This is a genomic window from Roseovarius sp. EC-HK134 (assembly GCF_902498815.1).
GTDB lineage: Bacteria > Pseudomonadota > Alphaproteobacteria > Rhodobacterales > Rhodobacteraceae > Roseovarius > Roseovarius mucosus_A.
In genome coordinates, this window is sequence record NZ_LR701544.1 from 3,869,206 (window position 1) to 3,893,570 (window position 24,365).

Genomic DNA, 24,365 nt, shown 5'->3' on the forward strand with positions numbered 1-24,365 from the left:
TTGCGGGCGAGCGGGGGGATAGTGGGGCTGGCGCTGATGGTGCTGGCGGGATGTGACGCGCCTGCACCGCCCGCAACCTCGGCGCGCCCATCGGTGCGCCCCATCGTTGCCCCGCCCGAGGTGGCGCCCGGACCCTCGGCCAATAGTCTTGCGCTGGCCAGCTATTACCAAAGGGTCGAGTCCGATTTGCTCAGCCGTGGGCTTTTGCGGCGCGACGGCGGTGGACCGGACACGCCCTATACTGACACGGATGTGATGCGCAATTTCGAGCGGATCGCGTTTTATGACGAGTATCAGCAGGGTGCGGGCTATCGCCCGTCCTCGGGGCGTGCGGGGGGCCTGCGCAAATGGGTGGGCCCGGTGCGGATGAATGTGGAATTCGGTGCCTCTGTGCCAGAGGCGCAGCAGGCCGAAGATCGCCGTCTGGTCGCCGATTATGCCGCGCGGCTGGCCCGTGTCACCCGCCACCCGATCAGCGCGGGCGGGGGGGCTGCGAATTTTCATGTGCTGTTCATGGGCGAAGATGATCGCGACGCCATGCTGGCCCGTATCCGTCAGCTTGCGCCCGAGGCCGGGCCAAACACCATCGGCATTTTTCGCGACATGCCGCGCACCATTCATTGTCTCGTGGTGGCCTTTTCAGGGCAAGGCGAGGATCATGTCTATCGCCGCGCGATCGCCCTTATCCGGGCTGAACACCCGCCCTTGATGCGCCAATCCTGCGTGCATGAGGAATTGGCGCAGGGGCTTGGCCTTGCGGATGATTTCCCCGGCGCGCGCCCGTCGATTTTCAACGATGACGACGAATTTGCCCTGCTGACCAGTCAGGATGAAGAACTGCTCTGGCTGCTGTATCACCCAGACCTCAAACCCGGCATGACCCCCGACGAGGCCCGCCCCATCCTGCGCCGCTTGCTCGATGCGCGGGCGGGCGGGCCGGTCTGATCCCCCGATTATCCGATTACAGGAGTATCCCGATGCCCATCTTCGATTTCCTCTCCGGCCAGTTCATCGACGTCATTCACTGGACCGATGATACCCGCGACACGATGGTCTGGCGGTTCGAGCGCGAGGGCCATGAGATCAAATATGGCGCCAAGCTGACGGTGCGCGAGGGGCAGGCGGCGGTGTTTGTCCATGAGGGGCAATTGGCCGATGTCTTTACCCCCGGTCTCTATATGCTCGAGACCAACAACATGCCCGTGATGACCAGCCTGCAACATTGGGATCACGGCTTTAAATCGCCCTTCAAATCCGAGATTTATTTTATCTCGACGACGCGGTTCAACAATCTGAAATGGGGCACCAAGAATCCGATCATGCTGCGTGATCCGGAATTTGGGCCGACCCGCATCCGCGCCTTTGGCACTTATACGGTGCGGGTGGCGGATGCCGCGAAATTCCTGAGCGAGATCGTCGGCACCGATGGCGAATTCACCATGGACGAAATCAGTTTCCAGATCCGCAATATCATCGTGCAGGCCTTTTCGCGCATCATCGCCGGAAGCGGTATCCCGGTGCTCGACATGGCCGCCAATACCGCCGATCTGGGCAAGCTTGTGGCGGGTGAGATTTCTGCCGTGGTGGCGGAATATGGCCTCAGCATCCCCGAGTTTTACATCGAGAATATCTCGCTTCCGCCCGAGGTTGAGGCGGCGCTGGACAAGCGCACCTCGATGGGGATTGCCGGTGATCTGGGCCGCTTTACCCAATATTCAGCAGCCGAAGCGATGACCGCCGCCGCCAAGAACCCAAGCGGTGGGGCGGGCATTGGCGCAGGGTTGGGCATGGGGATGGGCATGGCCATGGCACAGCAGATGGCGGATCAGGGGCCTTGGGGCGCGCGCCCTGCCCCCGCCGCCGCGCCCCAAAGCCCACCGCCGCCGCCCGTGGAACATGTCTGGCATATTGCCGAAAACGGCCAGACCCATGGCCCCTATTCCAAGGCTTCGATGGGGCGGATGGTGACGGATGGCAAACTGACACGCGACAGCCATGTCTGGACCGCTGGGCAGGATGGCTGGAAACGGGCTGAGGATGTGACGGAACTGGCCACGCTTTTTACCGTGATGCCGCCACCGCCGCCGGGTGCGTGATCCATGCGCCGGAGCCTGACGATCACGCTGCACTGGCTGAACCTGATGCTTTTGCTGTTCGTGCTGGGCGATGGCGGGGCGACGATGTGGTTATCGCTCGCCTATGCGGCCTCGGCGCTTGGCATGTGTGCGCTGGCGCTGGTGTTTGGCCTGATGAGCGGGCCGGGGCCAAAGCTGACGGGGGCGGTGCGCGCCCTGCACCCGTGGTTGCATCGCGCGCTCTACCTGCTTTTGGCTTGGGGGGCGGTGGCGCTGGCGGCAGAGGCGATGGGCCATGTGCTGCCCGGCCCCGAGGCGCGCAAGCTGCTCTTGGCGCTTTTGGCGGCCACCGCGCTGCATGCCACCTTTAATCTCTGGCGGCACACGGCGCTGGGGGACGGGGCCTTGCGCCGCATCACCCCGCGAGCCGTGCATCATATTCTGTGAGCCAAATGCAAAATACCCCGCCCCCCGCGCCTGTCACGACCGAAACCCAGCACCGTTTTCCCTGTGTCAGTTGCGGTGCCGATTACCGCTATGATCCGGGGCAAAACCATCTGATCTGCGACCATTGCGGCGATATTCATGCCATCGTGGCGGGGGGGCCATGGAAAGGCGGGATCAAGGAGTTGGACTTTGAGCGCGCCCTGCGCGATCAACTGCCCGCGCAAGAGATGGAGGAGGTCCGCAGCACCACCTGCACAAGCTGCGGTGCGCAGGTGGAACTGGGCGCCGATACCCATGCCGCCGAATGCCCGTTCTGCGCCTCGCCGGTTGTGACGGATACAGGTGCGCACCGCCATATCAAGCCACGCGCCCTTTTGCCCTTTGCACTGGACGAGGCCACGGCACGCAGCGCCATGACCGATTGGCTGGGGCGGTTGTGGTTCGCGCCCAATGGCCTGCAGGATTACGCCCGCAAGGGGCGGCGGATGGAGGGCATCTATGTGCCCTACTGGACCTTTGACGCCGATACCAAATCCACCTACCGGGGCGCGCGTGGCACGGTCTATTACGAGAGTCAGACGATCGTCCGGGATGGCAAGCGCCAGACGGTGCAGGTGCCGAAAATCCGCTGGGCCCCCGCCTCGGGGCGGGTAGCGCGGTTTTTTGACGATGTGCTGGTGCTGGCCTCTACCTCTTTGCCCAAGCGGTTTACCGAGGCGCTGGAGCCTTGGGATCTGGCGGCGCTGGTGCCCTACAGCCCGGAATACCTTGCCGGGTTTCGGGCCGAGGGCTATCGCGTCGAATTGGAACACGGGTTTGTCGAGGCGCGCGTGCGGATGGATGCGATCATCGCCCGCGATGTGCGGTTTGACATCGGCGGCGACCGCCAGCAGATCCACGAGATCGACACCGAGGTCAGCGACGTCACATTCAAGCATATCCTGCTGCCGGTCTGGCTTGCGGCGTATAAATACCGGGGCGAGACCTATCGCTTCGTGGTCAATGGCCGGACCGGACGGGTGCAGGGCGAACGCCCGTGGTCGGCGTGGAAGATCGCGGTTGCCGTGGTCTTTGGGGCGCTCATCGCAGGGGCGGTGGGCTATCTCATCGCTCTGGAGCAGGGTGTTTTGTGAGGCACAACTGGCGGAAAACCGCCGGGCAGGGCATGGATAAGCCGCAAAACTCGCCCTATGATGCCCGGTCAAGGCCATGGGCCTGATGGATCTAGGCCGGGCAAGGACATCGCGGAATGACGGACAATTTTGAAACTTTACAGGGGCTGTTGCAGGCCCGCCATTCCTGTCGCGCATTTCGGCCCGATCCGGTGTCCGACGAGACCATCCTCCAGATCGTAACCGCCGCAGGCCGCGCGCCGTCGTGGTGCAATGCGCAGCCCTGGCGCGTGACCGTCACGCGAGGGGCTGAGACCGAGCGATTTCGTGACGCCCTGCTCGCGGCGGTGCAGAATGATCACCCCGGTCCAGACCTGCCCTGGCCCGAGAGCTATCCCGGCGCACATGGCGCGCGGCGGCGCGAGTGCGGCCTACAGCTCTATGAGGCGGCAGGGATTGCCCGCAACGACCGCGCCGGGCGGGCTGAGCAATCCATGCAGAATTATCACCTGTTTGGCGCACCGCATGTGGCGATTGTGCAGTCCGAGGCGGCCCTTGGCCCCTACGGTGCCATGGACACGGGCGGGTTTGTCACCGCCTTCATGCTGACGGCGACGGCCTTGGGGGTGGGCACGATTGCGCAAGCCTCTGTCGCGGCCTATGCGCCGATGATCCGCGCGCATTTCGACCTGCCCGAAAGCCGGTTGATCCTCTGCGCGATCTCGTTTGGCTTGCCCGATATGGACCACCCCACCAATACCTTTCGCACCAGCCGGGCGGGGTTGGACGAGGTTCTCGATCTGCGCGGCTGAGTGCGGCTTTTCCCGGAGGTTTCCCAATGCGCGCCCTTTTGCAACGTGTTTCCGAGGCCTCTGTCGCGGTCGAGGGCGAGGTCATCGGCCAATGCGGGCGGGGCCTTTTGATCCTTGTCTGTGCCATGCAGGGCGACACCGCGGCCAACGCAGAGCGGTTGGCGGCCAAGATTACCAAACTGCGCATCTTTCCCGATGAGGCAGGCAAGATGAACCGCTGTTTGACCGACATCGACGGCAGCGTTCTGGTGATCAGCCAGTTCACACTGGCCGCAGATACCTCGCGCGGCAATCGGCCCGGGTTTTCAACCGCCGCAGCTCCCGAGACCGGGCAACAGCTCTATCTGCATTTCGCCAAGCAATTCGCACAGCAGCATATTCCCACTGAACTGGGAAAGTTCGGAGCGGATATGAAAGTATCCTTGGTCAATGACGGGCCAGTGACGATCTGGATGGAGGGCTGAGGGCCCTCCCCCTTAGCGCAATTTCAGCGTCGCCAAGCCAATCATCGCCAGAATAAGCGCGATGATCCAGAATCGGATGACGATCTGCGGTTCGGCCCAGCCCTTTTTCTCGTAGTGGTGATGGATCGGGGCCATTAGAAACACCCGCTTGCCGGTGCGTTTGAAATAGAGCACCTGAATGATGACCGAAAGCGCCTCGACCACGAAGAGGCCGCCGACGATGCCCAGCACCAGCTCGTGTTTGGTGACGACGGCAATCGCCCCCAGCGCGCCGCCCAAGGCCAAGGAGCCGGTATCGCCCATGAACACGGCGGCAGGCGGGGCGTTATACCATAGAAATCCCAGACCGCCGCCGACCAGACCGGCAACAAAGATCAGGATTTCACCCGTGCCCGGCACGTAATGCAGCCCGAGATAATCGGTGAAATCGACCCGCCCCACCGTATAGGCGATGACACCAAGGGCCGACGAGGCAATCATCACCGGCATGATCGCCAGACCGTCAAGACCATCGGTGAGGTTGACCGCATTGGCCGCGCCAACGATCACGAACATCGCAAAGGGGATAAAGAGAAAGCCGAGGTTGATCAGCACATCTTTGAACACCGGCAGCGCCAGTTGATATTGCAATTCGGACGGATGATTGAGCCCCGCCCAATAGGCGGCGATGAGCGCGATGAGAAACCCAAGCCCCAGCCGCACCCGGCTAGAGACACCCTTGACGTTTTGCTTGCTGACCTTGGCGTAGTCGTCGGCAAATCCGATGAGAGCAAAGGACAGCGTCACGAAGAGAACAAGCCAGACATAAGGATTGTCGAGCCGCGCCCAAAGCAGGGTCGAGGTGACAAGTGCGCCCACGATCAGAAGGCCCCCCATGGTGGGCGTGCCCGCCTTGGAAAAATGCCCTTCGGGGCCATCGCTGCGAATGGGCTGGCCTTTGCCTTGGCGCTTGCGCAGGACCATGATCAGGGGCGCGCCGAACAGAAAGCCAAAGATCAGCGCCGTCATAAAGGCACCGCCTGCACGAAAGGTGATGTAGCGGAAGAGATTGAAGAAATCCCCGCCATCCGACCAGATGGTGAGCCAATAGAGCATTAGACTTGTCCTTCTTCTGTCACCCGGCCCACGCGCCGCAGCGCCTCGACCACAAGGCTCACCCGGCTGCCCTTGGAACCCTTTACCAATACCACATCGCCTGCGTCGATCAGCCGGTGCGCCTGCGCTGCCAGCTCTTCGGCGCTGGCCACCCAACGACCGCGCCGCGCCTCTGGCAGAATGTCCCACAGGGCGCGCATACGGGGACCAACGCAGTGGATTTCGTTAATCCGCGCCATAAAGGGCAGATCAGCCAATCCTGCGTGCATCGCGGCCTCATCCGGCCCAAGTTCCAGCATGTCGCCCAGAATGGCGATCCTGCGCCCGCGCGACACGCGGCCCACACCATCCCGCGGGTGCGCCGCCGCCAGCACCTCGAGCGCAGCGGCCATCGAGGTGGGATTGGCGTTGAACGCATCGTCGATCAGGTCAATGCTCATCCCGTCGCTGGCCAGATCAAGCACCAGCTCTTCGCGGGTGCCGCGCCCGGCGGGAGGGGCCCAACTGGCCAGATCGGCCATGGCCACGGCCCGGTCACAGCCCAGCACCTGCGCCACCGCCAAAACGGCCAGCGCGTTCATTGCAAAATGCCGCCCCGGCACGCCCACCTTGTAAACCAGCGGCGAGCGCCATGCGCGGGCGTGGCCCACGGTCACGTGGTCATGCAGTTCGACGTTGAGCAGGCGGTGATGCGCACCGCGCGCGGTGCCAAAGCTGAGGATGCGCGCCGCATGCTGCGCGGCCTTGGCGCGCAAAATGGGCGTGGTCGCGATGTCGGCGTTGATCACCGCCACGCCCCCCGGCTCTAACCCTTCAAAAATGCTGGCCTTTTCTTTGGCGATGCCGTCGATATTCTCGAATGCTTCAAGATGTGCGGCGGCTACGGTGGTGATCACCGCCACATGCGGCCGCGCCATACACGCCAGAGGGGCAATCTCGCCGGGGTGGTTCATGCCGATTTCGATCACGGCAAACTCTGTATCCACCGGCATCCGCGCCAGCGTAAGCGGCACGCCCCAGTGATTGTTATAGCTGGCTTCGGCGGCGTGGGTGCGGCCTTGATGGCCCAACACGTCGCGCAGCATCTCCTTGGTCGAGGTTTTGCCAACCGATCCGGTCACAGCCACAACGCGGGCCTCCGAGCGGGCACGCGCCGCACGGCCCAGATCCTCAAGCCCTTTTTGTACATCCTCAACAATCAACAGCGGGGCCTCGGCGGGCAGGCCTTCGGGGATGCGCGACACCAGCGCCGCCGCAGCCCCCTTGGCCAGCGCCTGCGCCACAAATTCATGCCCGTCGCGCGCCGCGTTGAGCGCCACGAAGAGATCGCCGGGTTTGAGGGTGCGGGTATCAATGGATACGCCGGTCGCCTGCCAGTCGGCTGTGCTGCGCCCCTGCGTCGCGGCTACCGCTTCTTTTGCTGACCAAAGGCTCATGCCCGCCCCCCATCAAGCAGCGTGACCGCAATGCTCGCCTGTTCCACATCATTAAAGGGCAGCACATCATCGCCAACGATCTGCCCGGTCTCATGGCCTTTGCCGCAGATGAGCAGCGCATCGCCCGGTCCAAGCGCATCGACGCCGCGCAGGATCGCCTCGGCGCGGTCGCCCACGTCGGTGGCCTTGGGGCAGCCCTGCATCACGGCGGCACGAATGCTGGCCGGGTTCTCAGAGCGGGGATTGTCATCAGTCACGATCACACGGTCGGCATGGGCCGCCGCCGCCTGCCCCATCAAGGGCCGCTTGGCGCGGTCGCGGTCGCCACCCGCGCCCACGATGGCGATAAGCCGTCCCATCACATGCGGGCGCAGTGCCTTGATCGCGGTCGCCACGGCATCGGGGGTATGGGCGTAGTCAACAAACACCGCCGCCCCATTGTCGCGCGTTGCCGCCAGCTGCATGCGCCCACGCACGGTGCGCATATCCGGCAAAACCTCGAACACCTGTTCGGCATCGGCGCCGGCACCGATCACAAGCCCTGCCGCCAATAGCACATTTTCGGCCTGAAACCCGCCGATAAGATCGAGGCGCAGTTGATTGACCTCATCCTCCCATTCAAAGCGCAGCACCTGGCCTGTTGCGTCAAAGCGTTGCGCGATGAGGCGCAGATCGGCCCCCGGCGCACGCCCGACGGTGATCAGGTCCTGCCCACGCCCGGTGGCGATGGCCGCCATTTCGGCCCCGCGCGGATCGTCGATATTGATCACCGCCACGCCATCCTCGGGCAGCACGCGGGCGAACAGCCCCGCCTTGGCGGCAAAATACTCGTCAAAGCTGGCGTGATAATCCAAGTGATCCTGCGTGAAATTGGTAAATCCCGCCGCCATCAGATGCACGCCGTCGAGACGCCGTTGCGCAAGGCCGTGCGAGGAGGCCTCCATCGCGCCATGGGTCACACCCGCCAATTCGCATTTGGCCAGCATCCGGTGCAGGGTGATCGGCTCTGGCGTCGTATGACCCAAGGGCGCGCTATAGGCCCCTTCGACCCCAGTTGTGCCCAGATTGACGGCGGCAAGGCCCATCCGCTCCCAGATTTGTCGGGTGAAGGTGGCCACCGATGTCTTGCCGTTGGTGCCGGTCACGGCGATCATGGTTTCCGGCTGCGCGCCGAACCAAAGAGCGGCTGCAAAGGCCAGCGTCTGACGCGGATCTTCTGCCACGACGAGGGCGGCATCGCTGAGGCTCAGGAAATCCTGCGCCAGCCGCGCGCCGGTGGCATCCGTCAGGATCGCCCCTGCCCCTTGGCGCAGCGCGTATTGGATAAACTCGGCCCCATGCACCGTTGTGCCCGGCAAGGCGGCAAAGAGAAAGCCCGGCTTTACCTCGCGGCTATCCACCGCCAACCCTGTGATATTGGCCTGACGCCCGGCTTGGGCTGTCAGTCCCAAAGCCGCCAATGTTTTGATCTGCCCCACCGCACTGCCCCGTTCCGGCTTAATTCGATGTCAGGCTTATAACAGCAAGCGGGCTAGGTTCAATCTCGGGTCGCACCCCAAGCAAAGGTGCCACGCGACGGATGATTTCCGCAGCCACCGGCACGGCTGTCCAGCCCGCCGTGCGGCGTGCCTCACTGCCAGAGGTCTCGACCGGTTCATCCAGCGTGACCACCAGAACATATTTCGGATCATGGGCCGGAAAGATGCTGGCAAAGGTCGAGATGACCTTGTCCTTGTGATACCCGCCGCCGCGTTCCTTGGGTTTATCGGCGGTGCCGGTCTTGCCGCCCACGGCATAGCCCGGCACTTCGCCAAGGCTTGCCGTGCCTTCGGACACGACTTGCCGCAGCATTCTGCGCATGGCGGCTGAGGTGGCCTCGGTGATGATCCGCTCGCCCGGCGCGCGGGTGGGATCGCGCAAGAGCGTGGGCGTTACCCGCCGTCCACCATTGGCAATCGTGGCATACCCCGCCGCCAGATGCATCGGGCTGATCGAAAGGCCATGGCCATAGGAAATCGTCATGGTCGACAAGTCCGACCAGTTCTTGGGCAAAAGGGGCGTACTGCCAGAGGCTTCGGCAATTTCAAGATGCACGGGCGCGATGAAGCCCAATTGGTCTAGAAATTCGCGCTGGCGTTTGGCCCCGATTTCCAACGCAATGCGCGCAGTGCCGACGTTTGAGGATTTGACGATCACCTTGGTCGCGCTGAGTTCCGGGCCGTAATTCTTGAAATCGCGAATGCGGAATTTTCCCCATTGCATCGGGCTTTTGGTGTTGATCATGGTCTCGGGGTTGATCAGGCCCAGATCAAGCGCCTGCGCCACCGGAAACACCTTTAAGGTGCTGCCCAACTCGTAAACGCCCTGCACCGCACGGTTAAAGAGCGGGCTATCGCTTGGGCTGCCAGAGGTTGGCAATGCGGGGCGGTCGTTGGGATCAAAATCGGGGAGCGAGGCCACGGCCACCACTTCGCCGCTATGGGCATCCATCAGGATACCTGCCGCCCCCTTGGCATTCATGATCTTCATGCCGCCGAAAAGCACCCGCTCCATCGCCGCTTGAACGCTGAGATCCAGCGACAGGCGCAGGGGTTCATGTGCCTGCGCCGGATCGCGCAACCGCGCATCCTGATGCCGTTCGATGCCCGCCACGCCGACCAGTTCGGCGGCATGCACCCCCTCGCGGCCAAAGCTGGTGCCGCCCAGCACATGCGCGGCCAGCCGTCCGTTGGGGTAAAGCCGCATTTCGCGCGGGCCAAACAGCAAGCCCGGCTCGCCGATGTCATGCACCGCCTGTTTCTGTTCGGGGCTGAGTTTTTTCTTGATCCACAGGAACTTGCGCGGGCCAGTGAAATCCTTGATCAGGCGCGCGCGGTCGAGATCGGGAAAGATTTCGACCAGCTTGTCGGCGGCCTGTTCCGGGTCGATCATCTGCTGGGGTTGCGCATAGAGACTGTGGGTGTCGAAATTCGTGGCAAGGATGCGCCCCTCACGATCCACGATATCGGCGCGCTGCGCAAAGATCTGCGCGCCCGCGACGCTGGTCGTGGGCTCGGACGGTTCGGTGCCCGCCAGCACGCCCATGCGCCCACCGACAACCCCGAAGGCCAAGATGAACACGCCCGCCAGCACCAGAAGCCGCCCCTCGGCGCGGCGACGGGCGCGGTCGCGCATTTCCTCGTGACGCAGGCGAAGGTTCTCACGTTCGATGGCATCGGGGTTTTCGCCCCGGTTGCGGGCCTCGAGGATACGCGCGAGCGGGCGCAGCGGCGTGCGGATCATGGAAACTGCTCCGTGTTCGAAACATCAACAGGGTTGGTGATCGGCAATTCGGCGGGCTTGGGGAACGAGACCTGATCCACGCGGCCAAATTGATAAGGTTGCAGGGGCAAGAGACCCAGCTTGTCGTAGTTCAATTCCACCAGATCCATCAGCCGGTCAGGGCGGTTGAGATAAGCCCATTCGGCATTGAGCACGCGCAGACGCGCACGCGCCTCGCCAATCGCATTTTGCAGCGCCTGCGCATTGGCCTGCGCCTCTTGGGTGCGGTAATTTTCGCGATAGGCCCAAAAGGCCAAACCGATGACGGATAGCGCGGTCAAAACATAAAGAATGCTGCGCATCATTTCGCTCCCTTCAACATGGGGACACCCAAAGCGCTGCGCTCGCTCTGCCCTGCAGGGGCATCGGTGCGCGTGGCAACACGCAGCCGGGCAGACCGGGCGCGTGGATTTACGGCCAATTCCTCGTCATCGGGGCCGATGGCCTTGCGCGATTTGAGGGTGAATTGCGGTTCTTCGCGTGTGATTTCAGGGGCGTGGCGGCTGCCGGTGCCACCCCCGCCCGAGCGCGCCGTCAGAAAGCGTTTGACGATCCGATCCTCGATCGAATGAAAGGTCACGACCGCCAGTTGCCCGCCCTCTTTGAGCGCGCGCTCCGCCGCCTCCAGCCCTGCGATAAGCGCGCCGTATTCGTCATTCACCGCGATGCGGATCGCCTGAAAGCTGCGGGTGGCGGCATGCGCCTGCCCCGGCTTGGAGCGCGGCAAGCACCGCTCGATAAGGCCCGCCAGATGCAGGGTGGTTTCAATCGGGGCCTCTGTACGCGCCTTGACGATGGCGCGGGCGATCCGCCTGCTCGCGCGTTCCTCGCCATAAAGATAGAGAATATCGGCCAGATCGGATTCTTCGGCGGTATTCACCAGATCGGCGGCACTTGGCCCCTCTTGGCTCATGCGCATGTCCAGGGGGCCGTCCTTCATAAAGGAAAACCCACGCTCGGCCAGATCAAGCTGCATCGAGGACACGCCCAGATCGAGAACGACGCCGTCAAGATCCGTGGCATAGTCATCCATCTGCGCGAAATTGCCCAGCACAAGGCGCAGCCGGTCGCCATACTCTGCCCCCCAGCCCTGCGCCATGTCATGCGCCAGCGGGTCGCGATCTACGCCGATGACCTGATCGGCACCGGCATCAAGCAGGGCGCGGGCATAGCCCCCTGCCCCCAGCGTGCCATCAAGCCAAACCCCCTGAACCGGCGCCACGGCGGCAATCAGCGGGCGCAAGAGAACGGGGATATGCGGGGCGTTGGATTTTGGGGCGGCGGCAGCGGCCATGGATCAAACCCCGTCCGGATTGTCGAGCAGGATCAACGGATCAAAGTCATCGGGGAATTCATCCAACCATTCCTCGGTCTTGGACAGTTCCTCGGCCTCATAGGTCTCGGGCTTCCAGATCTGAAAGGTATCCCCGGCGGCGATAAAGAACGCCTCGTCCTCAAGCTCGATCTTCTTGCGCAGCTTGGCAGGCAGCACCAGACGCCCGGTCTCATCCACCGCGGTGGGAAAGCTTTGACCGTGAAACAGGCGCTGCAAATGTTTGCGCGCATTCGAGCCGCGCGGCAGGGCGGCGATCTTGGCATCCACCTCTTGCATCGCCTCGATGGTATAGCATTCGAGATAGCGGCGGCGGTGGTCGCCATAAACGATGATGAGTTCCGGATTAAGCCCGTCGGTCCAGCTCGGGTCTGAGGCCTCGATCACACGGCGAAACAGGGCCGGGATTGATACCCTGCCCTTTCCATCCACCTTGTGGAGGCTCTCGCCTCTAAAAATCCGGCCCACTGTCCCGTTGGTCCCTATATCTGCCCCAGATTGAAAACGTACCCCTGAGACACGAAACGGCGGGTTGATCTGCTGCCACTGATCAACCCGCCGCCCTCGTCCCGCTTGAGCGGGGTGTCCGACTGCGCGCGCCACCTGGGGGGATGTCTGCTCGCTCGCGCGCCGGATCTCTTTGTTCGATGAAAGCGGGTGCCTGTATGAAACCTGACTTGGGAGTTTTTCGGGGTCTTGGCGCCCCTCTGTGATCCCGTCCTCATCGTGTATTCTTGATACACTGGGAAATTGTCCCATGGCAACGATTTTTTACGGGATAAGCACAGGATATTGTTGTGGCAGGCCCGTGAAAACAACATTCTGTAGCAAAATTCGCAAAAAATTTACCTTATATTGTGTAGCATTCAATCTTGATCACAAAATATACGGAAACTTGGGGCAATTAAAATATCCCGTGATTTCCCTGATTACTCCGACACTTTGGATAGAATCCATCGTCCTTTCCCACAGAAACCCCTTATTTCAGCAGTGAATCACCCATAACTCTTGCCCAAATATCGAAAGTGATTCGCGAAATCACGTGGAAAAGACCTGATTCTTCAAATTTGTCCCATACATTCCCATCAAACTGCAAACGCGGACAGCCAAAACGACAGAACCCCGCCATTTGGGCGAGGTTCTGCTTGGGTTTGGTCAGGCAAGAGGGGCGCGCGCGCCGGTCAGTTCACAAGGCGGCGCAGCATCGGCAAGCGCGAGAGCACCAGCCCATCGAGTGCCAACACGGTGATGAGCGTTAGCCCCGCCATCGGAAACGCCAGCGAGACCGCTATCCCCACCAGCACCGCACCTTGCCACATCGGCATGTCGCGGGGCAGCGGCGGTGCGGCCAGACGCCCGCCCGCCCCGGCAGGGCGACGCTTCCACCACATCACCACGGAGCTGACGCAGAGAAACAGCACCGCGAGGCAGAAGACGGTATTGGCCAGCACGCTCCAAAGGCCCATCGTGCCCATGTGCAGCGCGATCCCCACCGCCATCGCCTTGCCCGCCAGCGAGTAATCCTCATACCGCACATCGGCGAGGATATTGCCGGTGTATTGATCGACATGCACCGTGCGGTCGGTGGTCGGGTCGGTGTCGTCGGTATTCATGGAGTCGCGGTTGATGGTCCAGACGCCTGCCTCGCCCTTGGGCAGGTTGAGCTGATAGCGGGCGTCAAAGCCGATGTCGCGTGCGAGCGCGTCGAGCGTGTCAATCGTCACCGGCGTCCCGGCCTCTGTATCGACGCCTGCGTGACCGGCATGGCTACCAGAGGCTGGCATCGGCGTGAGTTCAAGCGCCCAAGGCACCTCTTTGCGGTCGTGGTTCATGCTGGCGTGGATATCATCCGAGAGGGGCACGTTATCCCATTTTTCGGCTGGAAACTGGCTCCAGGCCTGCACCAACTTTTCGCCCCAGATCCCCGCCCACGCAAGACCAGAGACAAGAAAGAACGCGAGCACGATGGAAATCCAAAAGCCCAGCACGCCATGCAGTGACCGCCAGAGCGCGCGGCCCCGGCCAAAGGTCGGGACAAGGGCCGTTCGCCACCCTGCCCCGCGCGGCCACCACATGTAGAGACCGGTGGCAATCAGCACCATGCCAAGAGAGGCCGCAATTTCCAGCATCCGATCGCCGGTCACGCCCAGCATCAGGTTGCTGTGGATACCATCGGCGAAATCATACCAGCCCGAGCGGCGGGGGAAAATCTCGAGCACCGCCGCCGTGTAGGGATCGACAACGACCATGTTGGCCTCATCGCCAAGATCAACGCGGAAGATCGCGGCAAGATCATCCCGGCGAGGGGCCACATATTGCTTGAGCGTGCCACCGGGAATGGCGGCCAGCGCGCTCTCAGCCTGTTGCGAGACGGCGAGCGCCATCTCTTGCGGCACCACCGGCGTGCGTTCGCCGTCGCGCCCGTCGATCCACGAAATCCACAGCATCAGCATGCCGGTGACGGCAAGGATACAGAAGAAGGGGATGACAAACAGGCCCGCGTAGAAATGCCAGCGCCAGGCGGCAAAGTAGAATTTATTGACCCCGGTGCGCGTCTGCGCAGGGGCATAGGTTGGATCAATCGACGTCATGAACGACTCCATTGGGACAGCCCCCATGGTGGGGGTGAATTTCAAAAGCTGTTGGATTTGAAATTCAAACGCGCGGCGGCGCGCGTCCCTGTTGCAACCGATATGCAATGGATTGCGCAAGTATCTCAGATGCGCCCGGAACAAGGGGGGCGATGCGCGGCACCTGCCAGGTCCGGACAGTCTCCGGCAGCGCCAGAACAAGCACGCTATCAACCAGACGACAGGCCTCACAGCCAGGGGCAGCCCGATGGTCGGAATGTCCGGGGGCGGTGTCGTGTGCTGTGTGATCCTCGCACAGATCCTGCGCCGTCCCTCCAGCCGCGATGAAGGCAAGATACGAGGGATCGAGCGTGCGGGTATCGACAGAGCGATGTGCAAAACTTACCCCGGCCAATGCCAAGCTAACGGCAAAGACCACGATCAGTTTTGAGAGCAGGGTTAGTGGGGCACGCATCACCCGCAGGACATTGCCACAGGTCAGAGAGCCGCACCAGCCACGAATGCCTTGGGATGCAGATCCGGAAGGCCCCCCAACTCAAGACGCATCTGTGCGGCGGGCAGGCTGACATCGGGCGAGAGGCTCAGAAAGACCTCGCCCAGCGTGTCAAAACCCCTGGCCTTGCAAAAAGGCACGGCATTGAGCGGGCACAGGCAGTGCATCTGCTGCACCCCTGTCAGGTCTGCCATCGCAAGAAGATGCCCCATGAGCGCGCGGCCTAGTCCCTGCCTCTGCCATTCTGGCGCAATGGCCAGATGCCGCAGATGCGCCTGACCCGGTGGGCAGGTCCGGCCAAAGGGGCTGATATCGCTCCAGCCCGCAATGCCCAGCACCTCATCCCCTGCCTCGGCCAGCACATAGCGGCCACCAAAAAGCAGCGATGGCACCGGGCGTGTCAGATGAGGAAGGGCGGCGCGGACCAGCGTCTCGGGATAGGTGCCCGACATGTGGCGGGCATAGGCCGCGCGCATCAGATCGGAAATCGCTGCATGGTCGGCAGGAAAGACGGGGCGGATCAGAATCTCGGACATCGGCAAACCCTTTTGGGTAAAATTGCCGGCCACCGGAGCGCCCAAAAGGAAAAAGCCGCGCTCGGGTTGGCGCGGCTTTGGCTGTCTGGTCTGGAAGGGGGATCTTACTTGATCTTGCCTTCCTTGTACTCGACATGCTTGCGCACCACGGGATCGTACTTTCGTACGGTCATCTTTTCGGTCATGGTGCGTGCGTTTTTCTTGGTCACGTAGAAATGGCCCGTGCCCGCGGTCGAGTTCAGACGGATCTTGATGGTCGTCGGCTTTGCCATTTTTTGTCTCCTGCGCCGGGCAGTCAAACCGCCCGTGAATCTCTTATGAAGCCTGCCTTTTAGCGACGCCCGCAGCCGAGTCAACCGCGATTGTCATGAAAGTCGGCGATTTCGTTACGCCGTGCCTCAGTTCGAGGACAGGCGCGTTGGCTGGCGGTAGAAATAATGCACGCCAATCGAGGCCGTGCGCGGAAACTGCCGGGCCCAGCGGGGGTTGACGTTGCGGGTGTGGTAATGCGTGGCCCCACTGGTCAGGCTGCGCGGTGCGCCATCGACCATGGCGCGGGCCACTTTGCCCACTTGGCGAAACGCGTCGCCTTCGGCGATCACGTCGGCATGGCCATCACAGGTATAGGTGAATTGGCACTGATATTTGCGGCCCGTGCCCTGATGGATCACGCCACAAACGGAATCAGGATAATTGGGATCATCGACGCGGTTCAGGATCACTTCGGCCACTGCGAATTGTCCCTTGACGCTTTCGCCGCGCGCCTCGAAGTAAAGCGCCTCTGCCAGACAGCGCCACTCGGGGCCACCTTGGGCCGGGGCTTGCTGATCGAGCCAGGTGCTTGAATAGCTAATCTCGGTCTCGGGGCTGCTGAGGTAGCGCGCCATCCGGTCGCCTGAGATCGCGCGCAACGCGCGCATTTCTTGTTCCATCAATCGGGTCACAGGGGCGTCGGCCATGACCGGGCCTGCCAGCACTGCGATTGCCGCAGCGAGTGCAATCCGTCTCATTCTCGTCTCCAGGCGGGTGGACGTATGGTCCACGGCATGTGCGCCCCTTAGCCAAAATCGGCACAGGCGTCCACCTGAGGCACCGGCGGGTTCCCGCCGATGGCATTTTCTATCGCAAATTATGGCTCGACTTTGTCTTATCTTGCGCAAACAGGCACGGAAACTACCGCATCTTGTCGCGCACCGTCAGCTGTGCGGCAGCGAGTCGCGCCACCGGAACACGGAACGGCGAGCAGGAGACATAGGTAAATCCGGCATCGCGGCAAAAGGCGATTGATTCGGGATTGCCGCCATGTTCACCACAAATTGACAGGCTGATGTCGGGATTTGCCGCGCGCCCACGCTCGGCCCCTATTTTCAGCAACTCGCCCACACCATCGACATCGAGCATGTGGAACGGGTCTTCGGGGTAGACGCCCTGCTTGACATATTCCGACATGAAGCGGCCCGCGTCATCCCGCGAGAGGCCATAGGTCATCTGTGTCAGGTCATTGGTGCCAAAGCTGAGAAAGGACACCAGCGGCGCGAACTCGCCCGCGCGCAGGCACGCGCGCGGTGTCTCGACCATCACGCCCAGACGGTACGTGAAATCGCGCCCGGTCTCGTTGCGCACGGCAGCAGCCACGGCATCGACGCGTGTCTTGACCAACTCGACCTCGCGCTTGGCACTGACCAGCGGGATCATGATCTCGGGCACAACGGGCGCGCCTTCGCGGCTGGCCTCAAGCGTGGCCTCGAAAATGGCGCGCGCCTGCATGTCATAGATTTCGGGCACCGTGATGCCAAGCCGCACGCCGCGCATACCCAGCATGGGGTTATACTCGCTCAGCGCCTCGACCCGACGGGTGACATCCGAGAGCGGAAGATCCAGCGCCTCGGCCAGTTGCAGATGCCCCGCGCGGTCGGTGGGCAGGAATTCGTGCAGCGGTGGATCAAAGAGGCGGATACAAACCGGCAGCCCCTGCATGATCCGAAAGAGATCGGCCAAATCGGCACGCTGCATCGGCAAGAGCCGTTCCAGCACGGCGGCACGGTCGGTGCTGCCATCGGCAAAGATCATCTCGCGCATCACCGTCAGACGCTCGGTATCAAAGAACATATGTTCGGTGCGGCACAGCCCAATGCCGCGCGCGTCGAACTTGCGCGCCACCTCGGCATCCGCGGGGGTATCGGCATTGGCGCGCACAGCAATGTCGCGCACGTCATCCGCCCAACTCATTAGGGTCTGAAAGGCGTCGTCGCGTGCCACTTCAAGAAGCGGCGTCTCGCCCGCCAGCACCAGACCGCCGGTGCCATCCACGGTGATCACATCACCGGCCTTGACCACGCGGCCATCGGGCATGGTCAGTTGCTTGCGCCGGGTCTGAAAATGAATTTCCGAGGCACCGACCACGCAGGGCAGGCCAATGCCGCGCCCGATCACCGCCGCGTGGCTGGTCATGCCGCCCCGCTCGGTCAGAACCGCCACGGCGGCATGCATGCCGCGAATATCCTCGGGGCTGGTTTCGCGGCGTACAAGGATACAGGCCTCGCCGCGCGAATGGCCGGCCTGCGCCTCGGCGGCGGAAAAAACCACGCGGCCCGTGGCAGCACCGGGGCTGGCGGCGATTCCCCGCGCCAGCACATCACGCGGGGCGTTGGGATCAACCTGTCGGTGCAGCAATTCATTAAGCGCGCGCGGCTCGACCCGCATCAAGGCCTCGTCCCGGCTGATGATGTCATCCTCGGCAAGCCCTACGGCAATGGCCACCGCCGCGCGGCCGTTGCGCGGCACGCGCAGCCCGTCCAAAATCCAGACCTTGCCATTCTCGATGGTGAATTCGGCCTGCATTTCCTCGCGCAGGCGGGCGCGCATCAGCTCGGCATAGGCGCGGATTTCGGCAAAGGCATCGGGGGCCAGATCCTCGAGCGAGGGGCCGCGCGGATCCCGGGTGAGATAGATCGCATCCGCACCGCTGCTGAGCGCATCGCGCCCCTGGCTTTGGCTGAGGTAGCGGCCAATGATCTGCCGCGCGCCGGTCTGGCCATTGACCAGTTGCATAACGCCAGAGCCACATTCCCCCTGCCCCAACCCCAGCGCCAATTCCTGCACCACAAGGCCAAGGCCCGCATCGGCGGGCGCACCTTTGGCCTGTCGCAAGAGCCGCGCCGTCGTCCCCTCCCAGGCGCGCGCCATAGAGCGCAGCACCTCGGTCAATTGCTTGCCGGGATCTTGGGGGAATTCTTCTTCGGCTTCGGATTCATAGGCCTTGAGCGCTTGGCTCAGCCCCAGCACCGGATCGGGCGAGACATCCTCGAACACATCCGGATCAAGCCGGGCGACATGGATGGCATAGGCCTGCACAAACCGCAGATAGATATGCGAGGCGGCCTCTTTGCCGATGCGCTCCGCAAGTTCGACAAAGCGTGTATCATTGATGCCGATGTTGAGTACAGCCCCCGGCCCGCCCCAATCAGGGTCTTCGGACGAGGGGCGCACACACAGGAGCGGGGCCGCGCCGAACGGGGCCAGAAACCGCGCCATATCCGGCAATTCCCCCGCCGCGATGCGATGCACCGCCTCAAACGACAGGGCCACGGTGCGCGGCACCGGCAGATCAAGCCGCACAAGGCGCTGCAGACATTTCGCACGCCCCCCATGGGTATGGGTATGCATCGGGGCCGTGGGGGTGATGAGGGTGATATGGCTGTCGTCTTGCTGCACTGCGGCACCTTTCCTTTGACCGCACCATACGCGCGTTGCAGCACAAGGCAAGGGAAAGGATCACGGGTTTGGGATCGGTCCGGCTTGGTTAGAAAACCCCGCCCGGGGCTTGAACCGGGGCCTCTCCCGCCCCACAGCCTCACCCGCCGCGGGCTTGATCCGCGGCCTTGCTCCACAAAGCATCGAGGCCCCGGGTCAAGCCCGGGGCGGGATTCACACATTGGAAACCAAAATGCGCCAAGACTGTGGAATGACACATTTCGTCTACATAATGGCGTCACGCCCCTGTGGTGCGCTCTACACCGGGCGCACGCATGACCTGCGCAGCCGTGTCGCAGCGCATCGCGCTGGCCTGTCCGCCCATACCGCGAAGTATAACATCCGGCGGCTTGTCTGGTTCGAACCGCAGGATGATTTCGAAACCTCCCTTCGGCGGGAGCGGTCGATAAAACGCTGGCATCGCGCGTGGAAGATCGCCTTGATCACAAGCGCAAACCCGGACTGGCGGGACATTGCGACAGAAATACCCGACCTCTAACAGTCCGCCCCGCAGCCTCACCCGCCCCGGGCTTGACCCGGGGCCTCTGCTTATTTTGGCGAGGCCCCGGGTCAAGCCCGGGGCGGATGAAATCAGCCCTCGATCCGGCCAAGGTCTGCCGCTTGCAGGCAGATATTGCGGATGCTGCTCAGCAGGTTGAGGCGGTTGCGGCGGATGACTTGGCTTTCGGCATTGACCTGCACGGCGTTAAAGAAAGCATCGATGGGCGCGCGCAGCGCCGCCATGGCCCCCATCGCGCGCGCGAAATCCTCGGCTTTGAGGGCGTTGGCAATGGCGGGCTCTGCGGTGGCGAGGGCAGCAAAGAGCGCCTTTTCCTCGTCGGTTTCCGCGAATTTCACATCCGCGCCATAAGAATATTCCACCCCATCCTTTTCCTCGGCTTGGGTGAGAATATTGTTGGCGCGTTTGAAGCCCTGCAACAGGTTCTCACCATCGTCGGTTTTGAGGAAGTCACTGAGGGCGCGGGCGCGGTGGACCAAAAGCGTGAGGTCGTCATTGCCCGGCATGGCAAGGCAGGCATCAATCACGTCATGACGGATGCCCTCGTCGCGCAGATGGACCTTGAGACGGTCGTGGAGGAAGGAGAGGAGGTCTGTAAACTTCGAAGTCGTTTCTCGATTTTCTATTTCAACTTTCGGCCTATACTCGGCTTCCGCAACGGCAAAGTCAGCGCGAGCTGCTTGAAGGGCTTTTTCTAGGTGTTCACGGCTGTCAGAAAGGGAACTCTCGAGAGAACTTTCCAGTTGCGCCAAAACATGTTGCACTTGATGAAACCGCGCGACCGCGACCACAAAATCCTTTGGCCTTAGTGCGAGTATTATTGAATGCAGTTTGTTTTCAAGAACCGTGGAGAGTCGCAACCGCAACCCATTCCCCAACACCAACCGAATAACGCCCAACGCAGCCCTGCGCAGCGCGTAGGGGTCTTTGCTCCCCGTCGGTTTCTCGTCAATCGCCCAAAACCCCGTCAGCGTGTCGATCTTATCCGCCAGCGCCACCGCCACCGATACCGGCGCGCTTGGCACGGCGTCGCCCGGCCCCAGCGGCGAATAATGCTCTTGGCAGGCGGCCGCCACCTCGGGGGCCAGCCCCACCTCCGCCGCGTAATAGCGCCCCATCAGCCCCTGCAATTCGGGGAATTCGCCCACCATGGCGGATTGCAGATCGGCCTTGGCCACGCGTGCCGCCTGTTCTGCCAGATCGGCATCAGCGCCCACATGCGGCGCAATCTCGCGCGCCAGCGCGGCGATACGGGCGATGCGGTCGGCCTGTGATCCCAGCTTGTTGTGGAAGGTGACATGCGCGAGCCCCGCGCCCATCCCCTCCAACCCCTCGGCTTGCACGGTGCGCAGGTCGTTTTCCCAAAAGAATTTGGCATCCGACAGACGCGCCGCCAGCACCTTTTGATTGCCCGCCAGGATGGTCACGCCCTGATCGGCGGTCTCGACATTGGCGACGGTGACAAAGCGTTCGATCCGGCCTGTCTTGGGGTTTTTCACCGAAAAGAACTTTTGATGTTCGCGCATGCTGGTTTGCAGCACCTCGGGCGGCAGGCCCAAAAAGGCGTCGTCAATCCGCCCCATCAGCACCACGGGCCATTCCACCAGCCCCGCCACCTCGGCCAAAAGGCTAGGGTCCTCGACCAGTTCCAGCCCCGATGCAAAGGCCTGATTGCTGGCCTCTTGCCAGATATGCGCGGCCCGCTCTTCGGCCTCGAGAATGACATGCGCGCGGCGCAGCTTGGTGCGGTAATCGTCAAAAGAGGACACGGCAAAGCGCCCTGCCGCCATGAAGCGATGCCCCTCGGTCGTGTTGCCCGCGCGGATGCCGTCGACGTCGAAATCAACAACCGTCACCTCGCCCGCCTCATCGGTCAGGATACAGAGGATGGAATGCAGCGGGCGCACCCACCGCAAAGACCCCGCCCCCCAGCGCATCGACTTGGGCCAAGGGAAATTGCGGATGATCTTATCAAGTTCCTCGGCCACAATCTCGGCCGCCGCGCGTCCGGGCTTGGTGATCGTGGCGAAATAGACCTGGCCTTTTTTCTCGTCGCGGATTTCCAGATCGTCGCGCGTCAGCCCCGCGCCGCGCAAGAAGCCCTCGATCGCCTGTTCGGGCGCATCGACGCGCGGGCCTTTACGTTCTTCGCGGGTGGTCGGGCTTTGGCCGCTGAGCCCCTGCACCGTCAGCGCCAGCCGCCGGGGCGTGGAAAATGCCGCCGCCCCCGCATAGGTCAGCCCTGCCTCAACCAGCGCCTCGGTCAGGCGCGCGCGCAGATCATCCGCCGCCTTGGACTGCATGCGCGCCGGGATTTCCTCGGAGAAGAGTTCGATCAAGAGGTCAGGCATGGCTTAGTATCCTTGGGGCGGTTCGGGGCAATCATCGGGGGCGGGCTGTCCGTCAAACACCACCTCGCCGCAGCGGTTGATCTGGTGCCAGGCATAGCCGCGCCCGTCCTCGGTGATGGCCACCACGCGGTCGACGCCGTAAATCACATCGCGCTGGCCCAGAAACGCCAACGCGCGCCCCTCTTCCAGCGCAAGGCCGATGGCCTGCGCATCGTAGCAGTCGAACCAGTCGGGCGCGGTCAGCGGCTCTGCCCGCTCATACAGCTCATAGGTCTCGGTCAGCATGGCATGGCTCATCGCGGTGGTAAAACAGGCGCGATAGCGGATCGGGCTGCTGTTGGCGTCAATGGCGGTGAAGTTGTCGTAGAGCACCGGTTCCGGCGCGCCCGTGACCAGAGAGGTCAGGACAACATCATTCGTGCCATCCGCCGCCACCTCTTCGTAGAAGTGATAGACTTGCAGATAATACATGGCCGCACCGGCCACCAATGCCGAAATCAAGATCGCCCCCGCCAATATCTTGCCCATTATGCCACCTGCCCCCCTGCCTCTGTCTGCACGAAGGCATCGGCGCATTGTTTCGCCAGCGCCCGCACCCGGCCGATATAGGCCTGCCGTTCTGTCACTGAGATTACCCCGCGCGCGTCAAGCAGGTTGAAAAGATGCGACGCCTTGATGCATTGATCATAGGCGGGATGGGCCATGATGATGCGTTTGCCGGTCTTTGGGTCCACGGCCTCTTGCGCGAGGGTGGCCTGACATTCGGCCTCGGCCTCTTCAAAGTGGCGCAAGAGCACCTCCGTGTTGGCCACGTCAAAATTCCAGCGGCTGTATTCTTCCTCGGTCTGACGAAAGACATCGCCATAGTTCAACGGAATTGGCGCGGCGGGATCGTTGAAGGGCATGTCCATCACATGATCAATGCCCAGCACATACATCGCCAACCGTTCCAGACCATAGGTCAACTCGCCCGAAACCGGCGCGCAGTCATGCCCGCCGACCTGTTGGAAATAGGTGAATTGCGACACTTCCATGCCATCGCACCACACCTCCCATCCCAGACCCCAAGCGCCCAAGGTGGGGCTTTCCCAGTCATCCTCGACAAACCGGATGTCATGCAGCGCCATGTCGATGCCGATGGCGCGCAGGCTGCCAAGGTAGAGGTCTTGCATATCGGGCGGGCTGGGTTTGATCAGCACCTGATACTGGTAATAATGCTGAAGGCGGTTGGGGTTTTCGCCATAGCGGCCATCGGTGGGGCGGCGCGAGGGCTGCACATAGGCCGCAGCCCAGGGTTTTGATCCCAAAGAACGCAGCGTGGTGGCAGGGTGAAAGGTGCCGGCCCCCACCTCCATGTCATAGGGCTGCATCATGGCACAGCCTTGTGCGGCCCAATAGCTCTGCAATCTCAGGATGATTTCCTGAAAGCTGCGCGGTTTGCCGGTCGTGTCGCTCATGCCTGACCCCAATGCTGCCCCTGATTTGCCGCCCCTACCTAGGCCGGGTGCGGGGCAGGGTCAATCGGGCGTTTGGCCCCCAATGCCCCTGCACAAACCCCGAAGTTTTCGAGTGCATCGCCCGGCAATTTTGATAAAACGCCAAAAAGGTCGCAACGACCGTTATCAAGACAGAATTTAGGGAAACTTATGGCGCGTATCTTACTGGGGTTCATTTTTGCGGTTTTCATGGCGCTGCCTGCGGCGCGTGCGCAAGAGGAGCCGGTTGTCTGGGTCCAGGTCGAGGCGCAGCCCAGCCTGAACGCGGCACAGGACGCCGCGCGCCGCTATGCCGCGACTTTGGCGGATGTGAACGGATTTGCCTTGGGGCGCGGCTGGTATGCCATCGCCCTTGGACCCTACCGGCGCGAAGAGGCGGAGCGTGTGCTTCAGGTCTACCGCGCCGAGGGGGTGATCGCGCGAGACAGCTACATCGCTGAAAGCAGCGATTATCAACAACAATTCTGGCCCATCGGGGCCAATCTGCTGGAGGGTCCCGCCGCCCCGGCCATTGCGGCCCCCGATAGCCC

The 24,365-nt window shown here is 62.5% G+C and carries 23 protein-coding genes and 1 pseudogene; 8 read left to right on the top strand and 16 right to left on the bottom strand.

All coding sequences use genetic code 11. From position 1 onward, the window contains the following. Positions 1-21: 21 nt before the first annotated feature. The 6 genes from GC127_RS22490 to dtd all read left to right on the top strand — a co-directional run bounded on the left by GC127_RS22490 (position 22) and on the right by dtd (position 4,910). Entirely contained in the window at positions 22-945 is a 924-nt protein-coding gene (locus tag GC127_RS22490) for a DUF2927 domain-containing protein (RefSeq protein ID WP_081508663.1), read from the top strand. Positions 946-977: 32 nt separating this feature from the next. Beyond that, the gene (locus tag GC127_RS22495) at positions 978-2,096 is read left to right on the top strand and encodes an SPFH domain-containing protein (RefSeq protein ID WP_151979599.1); all 1,119 of its coding nucleotides are present in this window, start codon (positions 978-980) and stop codon (positions 2,094-2,096) included. A 3-nt stretch (positions 2,097-2,099) separates the two neighbouring features. After that, positions 2,100-2,522 (top strand): hypothetical protein, encoded by a 423-nt coding sequence (locus GC127_RS22500; RefSeq protein WP_151979600.1) that lies wholly within the window; start codon positions 2,100-2,102, stop codon positions 2,520-2,522. 5 nt (positions 2,523-2,527) lie between these two features. Beyond that, positions 2,528-3,655 carry a primosomal protein N' (replication factor Y) - superfamily II helicase gene (locus GC127_RS22505; protein WP_151979601.1) on the top strand — a complete coding sequence of 376 codons (1,128 nt, stop codon included), beginning with the start codon at positions 2,528-2,530 and terminating at the stop codon, positions 3,653-3,655. A gap of 116 nt (positions 3,656-3,771) precedes the next feature. Continuing rightward, positions 3,772-4,446, top strand: a complete 675-nt coding sequence (locus tag GC127_RS22510; protein WP_008280311.1) for a nitroreductase — start codon at positions 3,772-3,774, stop codon at positions 4,444-4,446. 26 nt (positions 4,447-4,472) lie between these two features. Then, positions 4,473-4,910 carry a D-aminoacyl-tRNA deacylase gene (gene dtd, locus GC127_RS22515; protein WP_151979602.1) on the top strand — a complete coding sequence of 146 codons (438 nt, stop codon included), beginning with the start codon at positions 4,473-4,475 and terminating at the stop codon, positions 4,908-4,910. A gap of 12 nt (positions 4,911-4,922) precedes the next feature. Here dtd and mraY read toward each other — a convergent pair whose 3' ends face one another. From mraY to GC127_RS22580, 13 genes are all read right to left on the bottom strand, one after another. Beyond that, the gene (gene mraY / locus GC127_RS22520) at positions 4,923-6,005 is read right to left on the bottom strand and encodes a phospho-N-acetylmuramoyl-pentapeptide-transferase (RefSeq protein ID WP_008280309.1); all 1,083 of its coding nucleotides are present in this window, start codon (positions 6,003-6,005) and stop codon (positions 4,923-4,925) included. Continuing rightward, positions 6,005-7,441: a UDP-N-acetylmuramoyl-tripeptide--D-alanyl-D-alanine ligase gene (gene murF / locus GC127_RS22525; RefSeq protein WP_151979603.1), complete on the bottom strand. Its 1,437-nt coding sequence runs from the start codon at positions 7,439-7,441 to the stop codon at positions 6,005-6,007. Before murF ends, mraY begins: the two co-directional genes overlap by 1 nt. After that, positions 7,438-8,919: a UDP-N-acetylmuramoyl-L-alanyl-D-glutamate--2,6-diaminopimelate ligase gene (locus GC127_RS22530; RefSeq protein WP_151979604.1), complete on the bottom strand. Its 1,482-nt coding sequence runs from the start codon at positions 8,917-8,919 to the stop codon at positions 7,438-7,440. The genes murF and GC127_RS22530 overlap by 4 nt, the downstream gene beginning before the upstream one ends. 19 nt (positions 8,920-8,938) lie before the next feature. Continuing rightward, entirely contained in the window at positions 8,939-10,723 is a 1,785-nt protein-coding gene (locus GC127_RS22535) for a penicillin-binding protein 2 (protein ID WP_151979605.1), read from the bottom strand. Further along, positions 10,720-11,064: a cell division protein FtsL gene (locus GC127_RS22540; RefSeq protein ID WP_198133575.1), complete on the bottom strand. Its 345-nt coding sequence runs from the start codon at positions 11,062-11,064 to the stop codon at positions 10,720-10,722. The genes GC127_RS22535 and GC127_RS22540 overlap by 4 nt, the downstream gene beginning before the upstream one ends. After that, complete coding sequence (gene rsmH, locus GC127_RS22545; protein WP_081508256.1) at positions 11,064-12,056, bottom strand: 16S rRNA (cytosine(1402)-N(4))-methyltransferase RsmH; 993 nt, start codon at positions 12,054-12,056, stop codon at positions 11,064-11,066. The genes GC127_RS22540 and rsmH overlap by 1 nt, the downstream gene beginning before the upstream one ends. A 3-nt stretch (positions 12,057-12,059) precedes the next feature. Then, positions 12,060-12,563 carry a division/cell wall cluster transcriptional repressor MraZ gene (gene mraZ / locus GC127_RS22550; RefSeq protein WP_081508255.1) on the bottom strand — a complete coding sequence of 168 codons (504 nt, stop codon included), beginning with the start codon at positions 12,561-12,563 and terminating at the stop codon, positions 12,060-12,062. Between the two features lie 713 nt (positions 12,564-13,276). Then, positions 13,277-14,686, bottom strand: coding sequence for a PepSY domain-containing protein (locus GC127_RS22555; RefSeq protein WP_037297392.1), 1,410 nt, complete (start codon positions 14,684-14,686; stop codon positions 13,277-13,279). 64 nt (positions 14,687-14,750) lie between these two features. Then, complete coding sequence (locus tag GC127_RS22560; protein WP_151979606.1) at positions 14,751-15,140, bottom strand: hypothetical protein; 390 nt, start codon at positions 15,138-15,140, stop codon at positions 14,751-14,753. A gap of 23 nt (positions 15,141-15,163) precedes the next feature. Continuing rightward, a complete protein-coding gene (locus GC127_RS22565; RefSeq protein WP_254700224.1) occupies positions 15,164-15,715 on the bottom strand; it encodes a GNAT family N-acetyltransferase in 552 nt (183 codons plus the stop codon). A gap of 104 nt (positions 15,716-15,819) precedes the next feature. Further along, positions 15,820-15,987, bottom strand: a complete 168-nt coding sequence (gene rpmG / locus GC127_RS22570; RefSeq protein WP_007799108.1) for a 50S ribosomal protein L33 — start codon at positions 15,985-15,987, stop codon at positions 15,820-15,822. Between the two features lie 126 nt (positions 15,988-16,113). Next, on the bottom strand, positions 16,114-16,725 hold the full coding sequence (locus GC127_RS22575; RefSeq protein ID WP_037297247.1) for a cell wall hydrolase: 612 nt from the start codon (positions 16,723-16,725) through the stop codon (positions 16,114-16,116). 163 nt (positions 16,726-16,888) lie between these two features. Beyond that, positions 16,889-19,429, bottom strand: coding sequence for a putative PEP-binding protein (locus GC127_RS22580; protein WP_008280298.1), 2,541 nt, complete (start codon positions 19,427-19,429; stop codon positions 16,889-16,891). Positions 19,430-19,679: 250 nt separating this feature from the next. On the opposite strand from GC127_RS22580, the gene GC127_RS22585 reads away from it, so the two are divergent. Then, positions 19,680-19,967, top strand: a complete 288-nt coding sequence (locus tag GC127_RS22585) for a GIY-YIG nuclease family protein (RefSeq protein WP_151979608.1) — start codon at positions 19,680-19,682, stop codon at positions 19,965-19,967. A gap of 92 nt (positions 19,968-20,059) precedes the next feature. Here GC127_RS22585 and glyS read toward each other — a convergent pair whose 3' ends face one another. Genes glyS through GC127_RS22600 form a run of 3 tightly spaced genes read right to left on the bottom strand, consistent with a single transcriptional unit; the run spans position 20,060 to position 23,796 of the window. After that, complete coding sequence (gene glyS / locus GC127_RS22590; protein ID WP_151979609.1) at positions 20,060-22,339, bottom strand: glycine--tRNA ligase subunit beta; 2,280 nt, start codon at positions 22,337-22,339, stop codon at positions 20,060-20,062. Positions 22,340-22,342: 3 nt separating this feature from the next. Beyond that, positions 22,343-22,867 (bottom strand): DUF6446 family protein, encoded by a 525-nt coding sequence (locus GC127_RS22595; protein WP_081508252.1) that lies wholly within the window; start codon positions 22,865-22,867, stop codon positions 22,343-22,345. Continuing rightward, complete coding sequence (locus GC127_RS22600) at positions 22,867-23,796, bottom strand: glycine--tRNA ligase subunit alpha (protein ID WP_151979610.1); 930 nt, start codon at positions 23,794-23,796, stop codon at positions 22,867-22,869. Before GC127_RS22600 ends, GC127_RS22595 begins: the two co-directional genes overlap by 1 nt. 189 nt (positions 23,797-23,985) lie before the next feature. Between GC127_RS22600 and GC127_RS22605 the strand changes: the two are divergent. Next, positions 23,986-24,365, top strand: a pseudogene (locus GC127_RS22605) (SPOR domain-containing protein); the annotation flags it as partial.

Bases quoted from the DNA above. Each gene is read 5' to 3' on its own strand.
- rpmG (WP_007799108.1), bottom strand. From the start codon at position 15,987: ATGGCAAAGCCGACGACCATCAAGATCCGTCTGAACTCGACCGCGGGC.
- GC127_RS22565 (WP_254700224.1), bottom strand. From the start codon at position 15,715: ATGTCCGAGATTCTGATCCGCCCCGTCTTTCCTGCCGACCATGCAGCG.
- GC127_RS22600 (WP_151979610.1), bottom strand. From the start codon at position 23,796: ATGAGCGACACGACCGGCAAACCGCGCAGCTTTCAGGAAATCATCCTG.
- GC127_RS22595 (WP_081508252.1), bottom strand. From the start codon at position 22,867: ATGGGCAAGATATTGGCGGGGGCGATCTTGATTTCGGCATTGGTGGCC.
- mraY (WP_008280309.1), bottom strand. From the start codon at position 6,005: ATGCTCTATTGGCTCACCATCTGGTCGGATGGCGGGGATTTCTTCAAT.
- GC127_RS22540 (WP_198133575.1), bottom strand. From the start codon at position 11,064: ATGCGCAGCATTCTTTATGTTTTGACCGCGCTATCCGTCATCGGTTTG.
- dtd (WP_151979602.1), top strand. From the start codon at position 4,473: ATGCGCGCCCTTTTGCAACGTGTTTCCGAGGCCTCTGTCGCGGTCGAG.
- GC127_RS22560 (WP_151979606.1), bottom strand. From the start codon at position 15,140: ATGCGTGCCCCACTAACCCTGCTCTCAAAACTGATCGTGGTCTTTGCC.
- GC127_RS22510 (WP_008280311.1), top strand. From the start codon at position 3,772: ATGACGGACAATTTTGAAACTTTACAGGGGCTGTTGCAGGCCCGCCAT.
- GC127_RS22585 (WP_151979608.1), top strand. From the start codon at position 19,680: ATGACACATTTCGTCTACATAATGGCGTCACGCCCCTGTGGTGCGCTC.
- GC127_RS22535 (WP_151979605.1), bottom strand. From the start codon at position 10,723: ATGATCCGCACGCCGCTGCGCCCGCTCGCGCGTATCCTCGAGGCCCGC.
- GC127_RS22555 (WP_037297392.1), bottom strand. From the start codon at position 14,686: ATGACGTCGATTGATCCAACCTATGCCCCTGCGCAGACGCGCACCGGG.
- GC127_RS22500 (WP_151979600.1), top strand. From the start codon at position 2,100: ATGCGCCGGAGCCTGACGATCACGCTGCACTGGCTGAACCTGATGCTT.
- GC127_RS22575 (WP_037297247.1), bottom strand. From the start codon at position 16,725: ATGAGACGGATTGCACTCGCTGCGGCAATCGCAGTGCTGGCAGGCCCG.
- GC127_RS22505 (WP_151979601.1), top strand. From the start codon at position 2,528: ATGCAAAATACCCCGCCCCCCGCGCCTGTCACGACCGAAACCCAGCAC.
- rsmH (WP_081508256.1), bottom strand. From the start codon at position 12,056: ATGGCCGCTGCCGCCGCCCCAAAATCCAACGCCCCGCATATCCCCGTT.
- murF (WP_151979603.1), bottom strand. From the start codon at position 7,441: ATGAGCCTTTGGTCAGCAAAAGAAGCGGTAGCCGCGACGCAGGGGCGC.
- GC127_RS22495 (WP_151979599.1), top strand. From the start codon at position 978: ATGCCCATCTTCGATTTCCTCTCCGGCCAGTTCATCGACGTCATTCAC.
- glyS (WP_151979609.1), bottom strand. From the start codon at position 22,339: ATGCCTGACCTCTTGATCGAACTCTTCTCCGAGGAAATCCCGGCGCGC.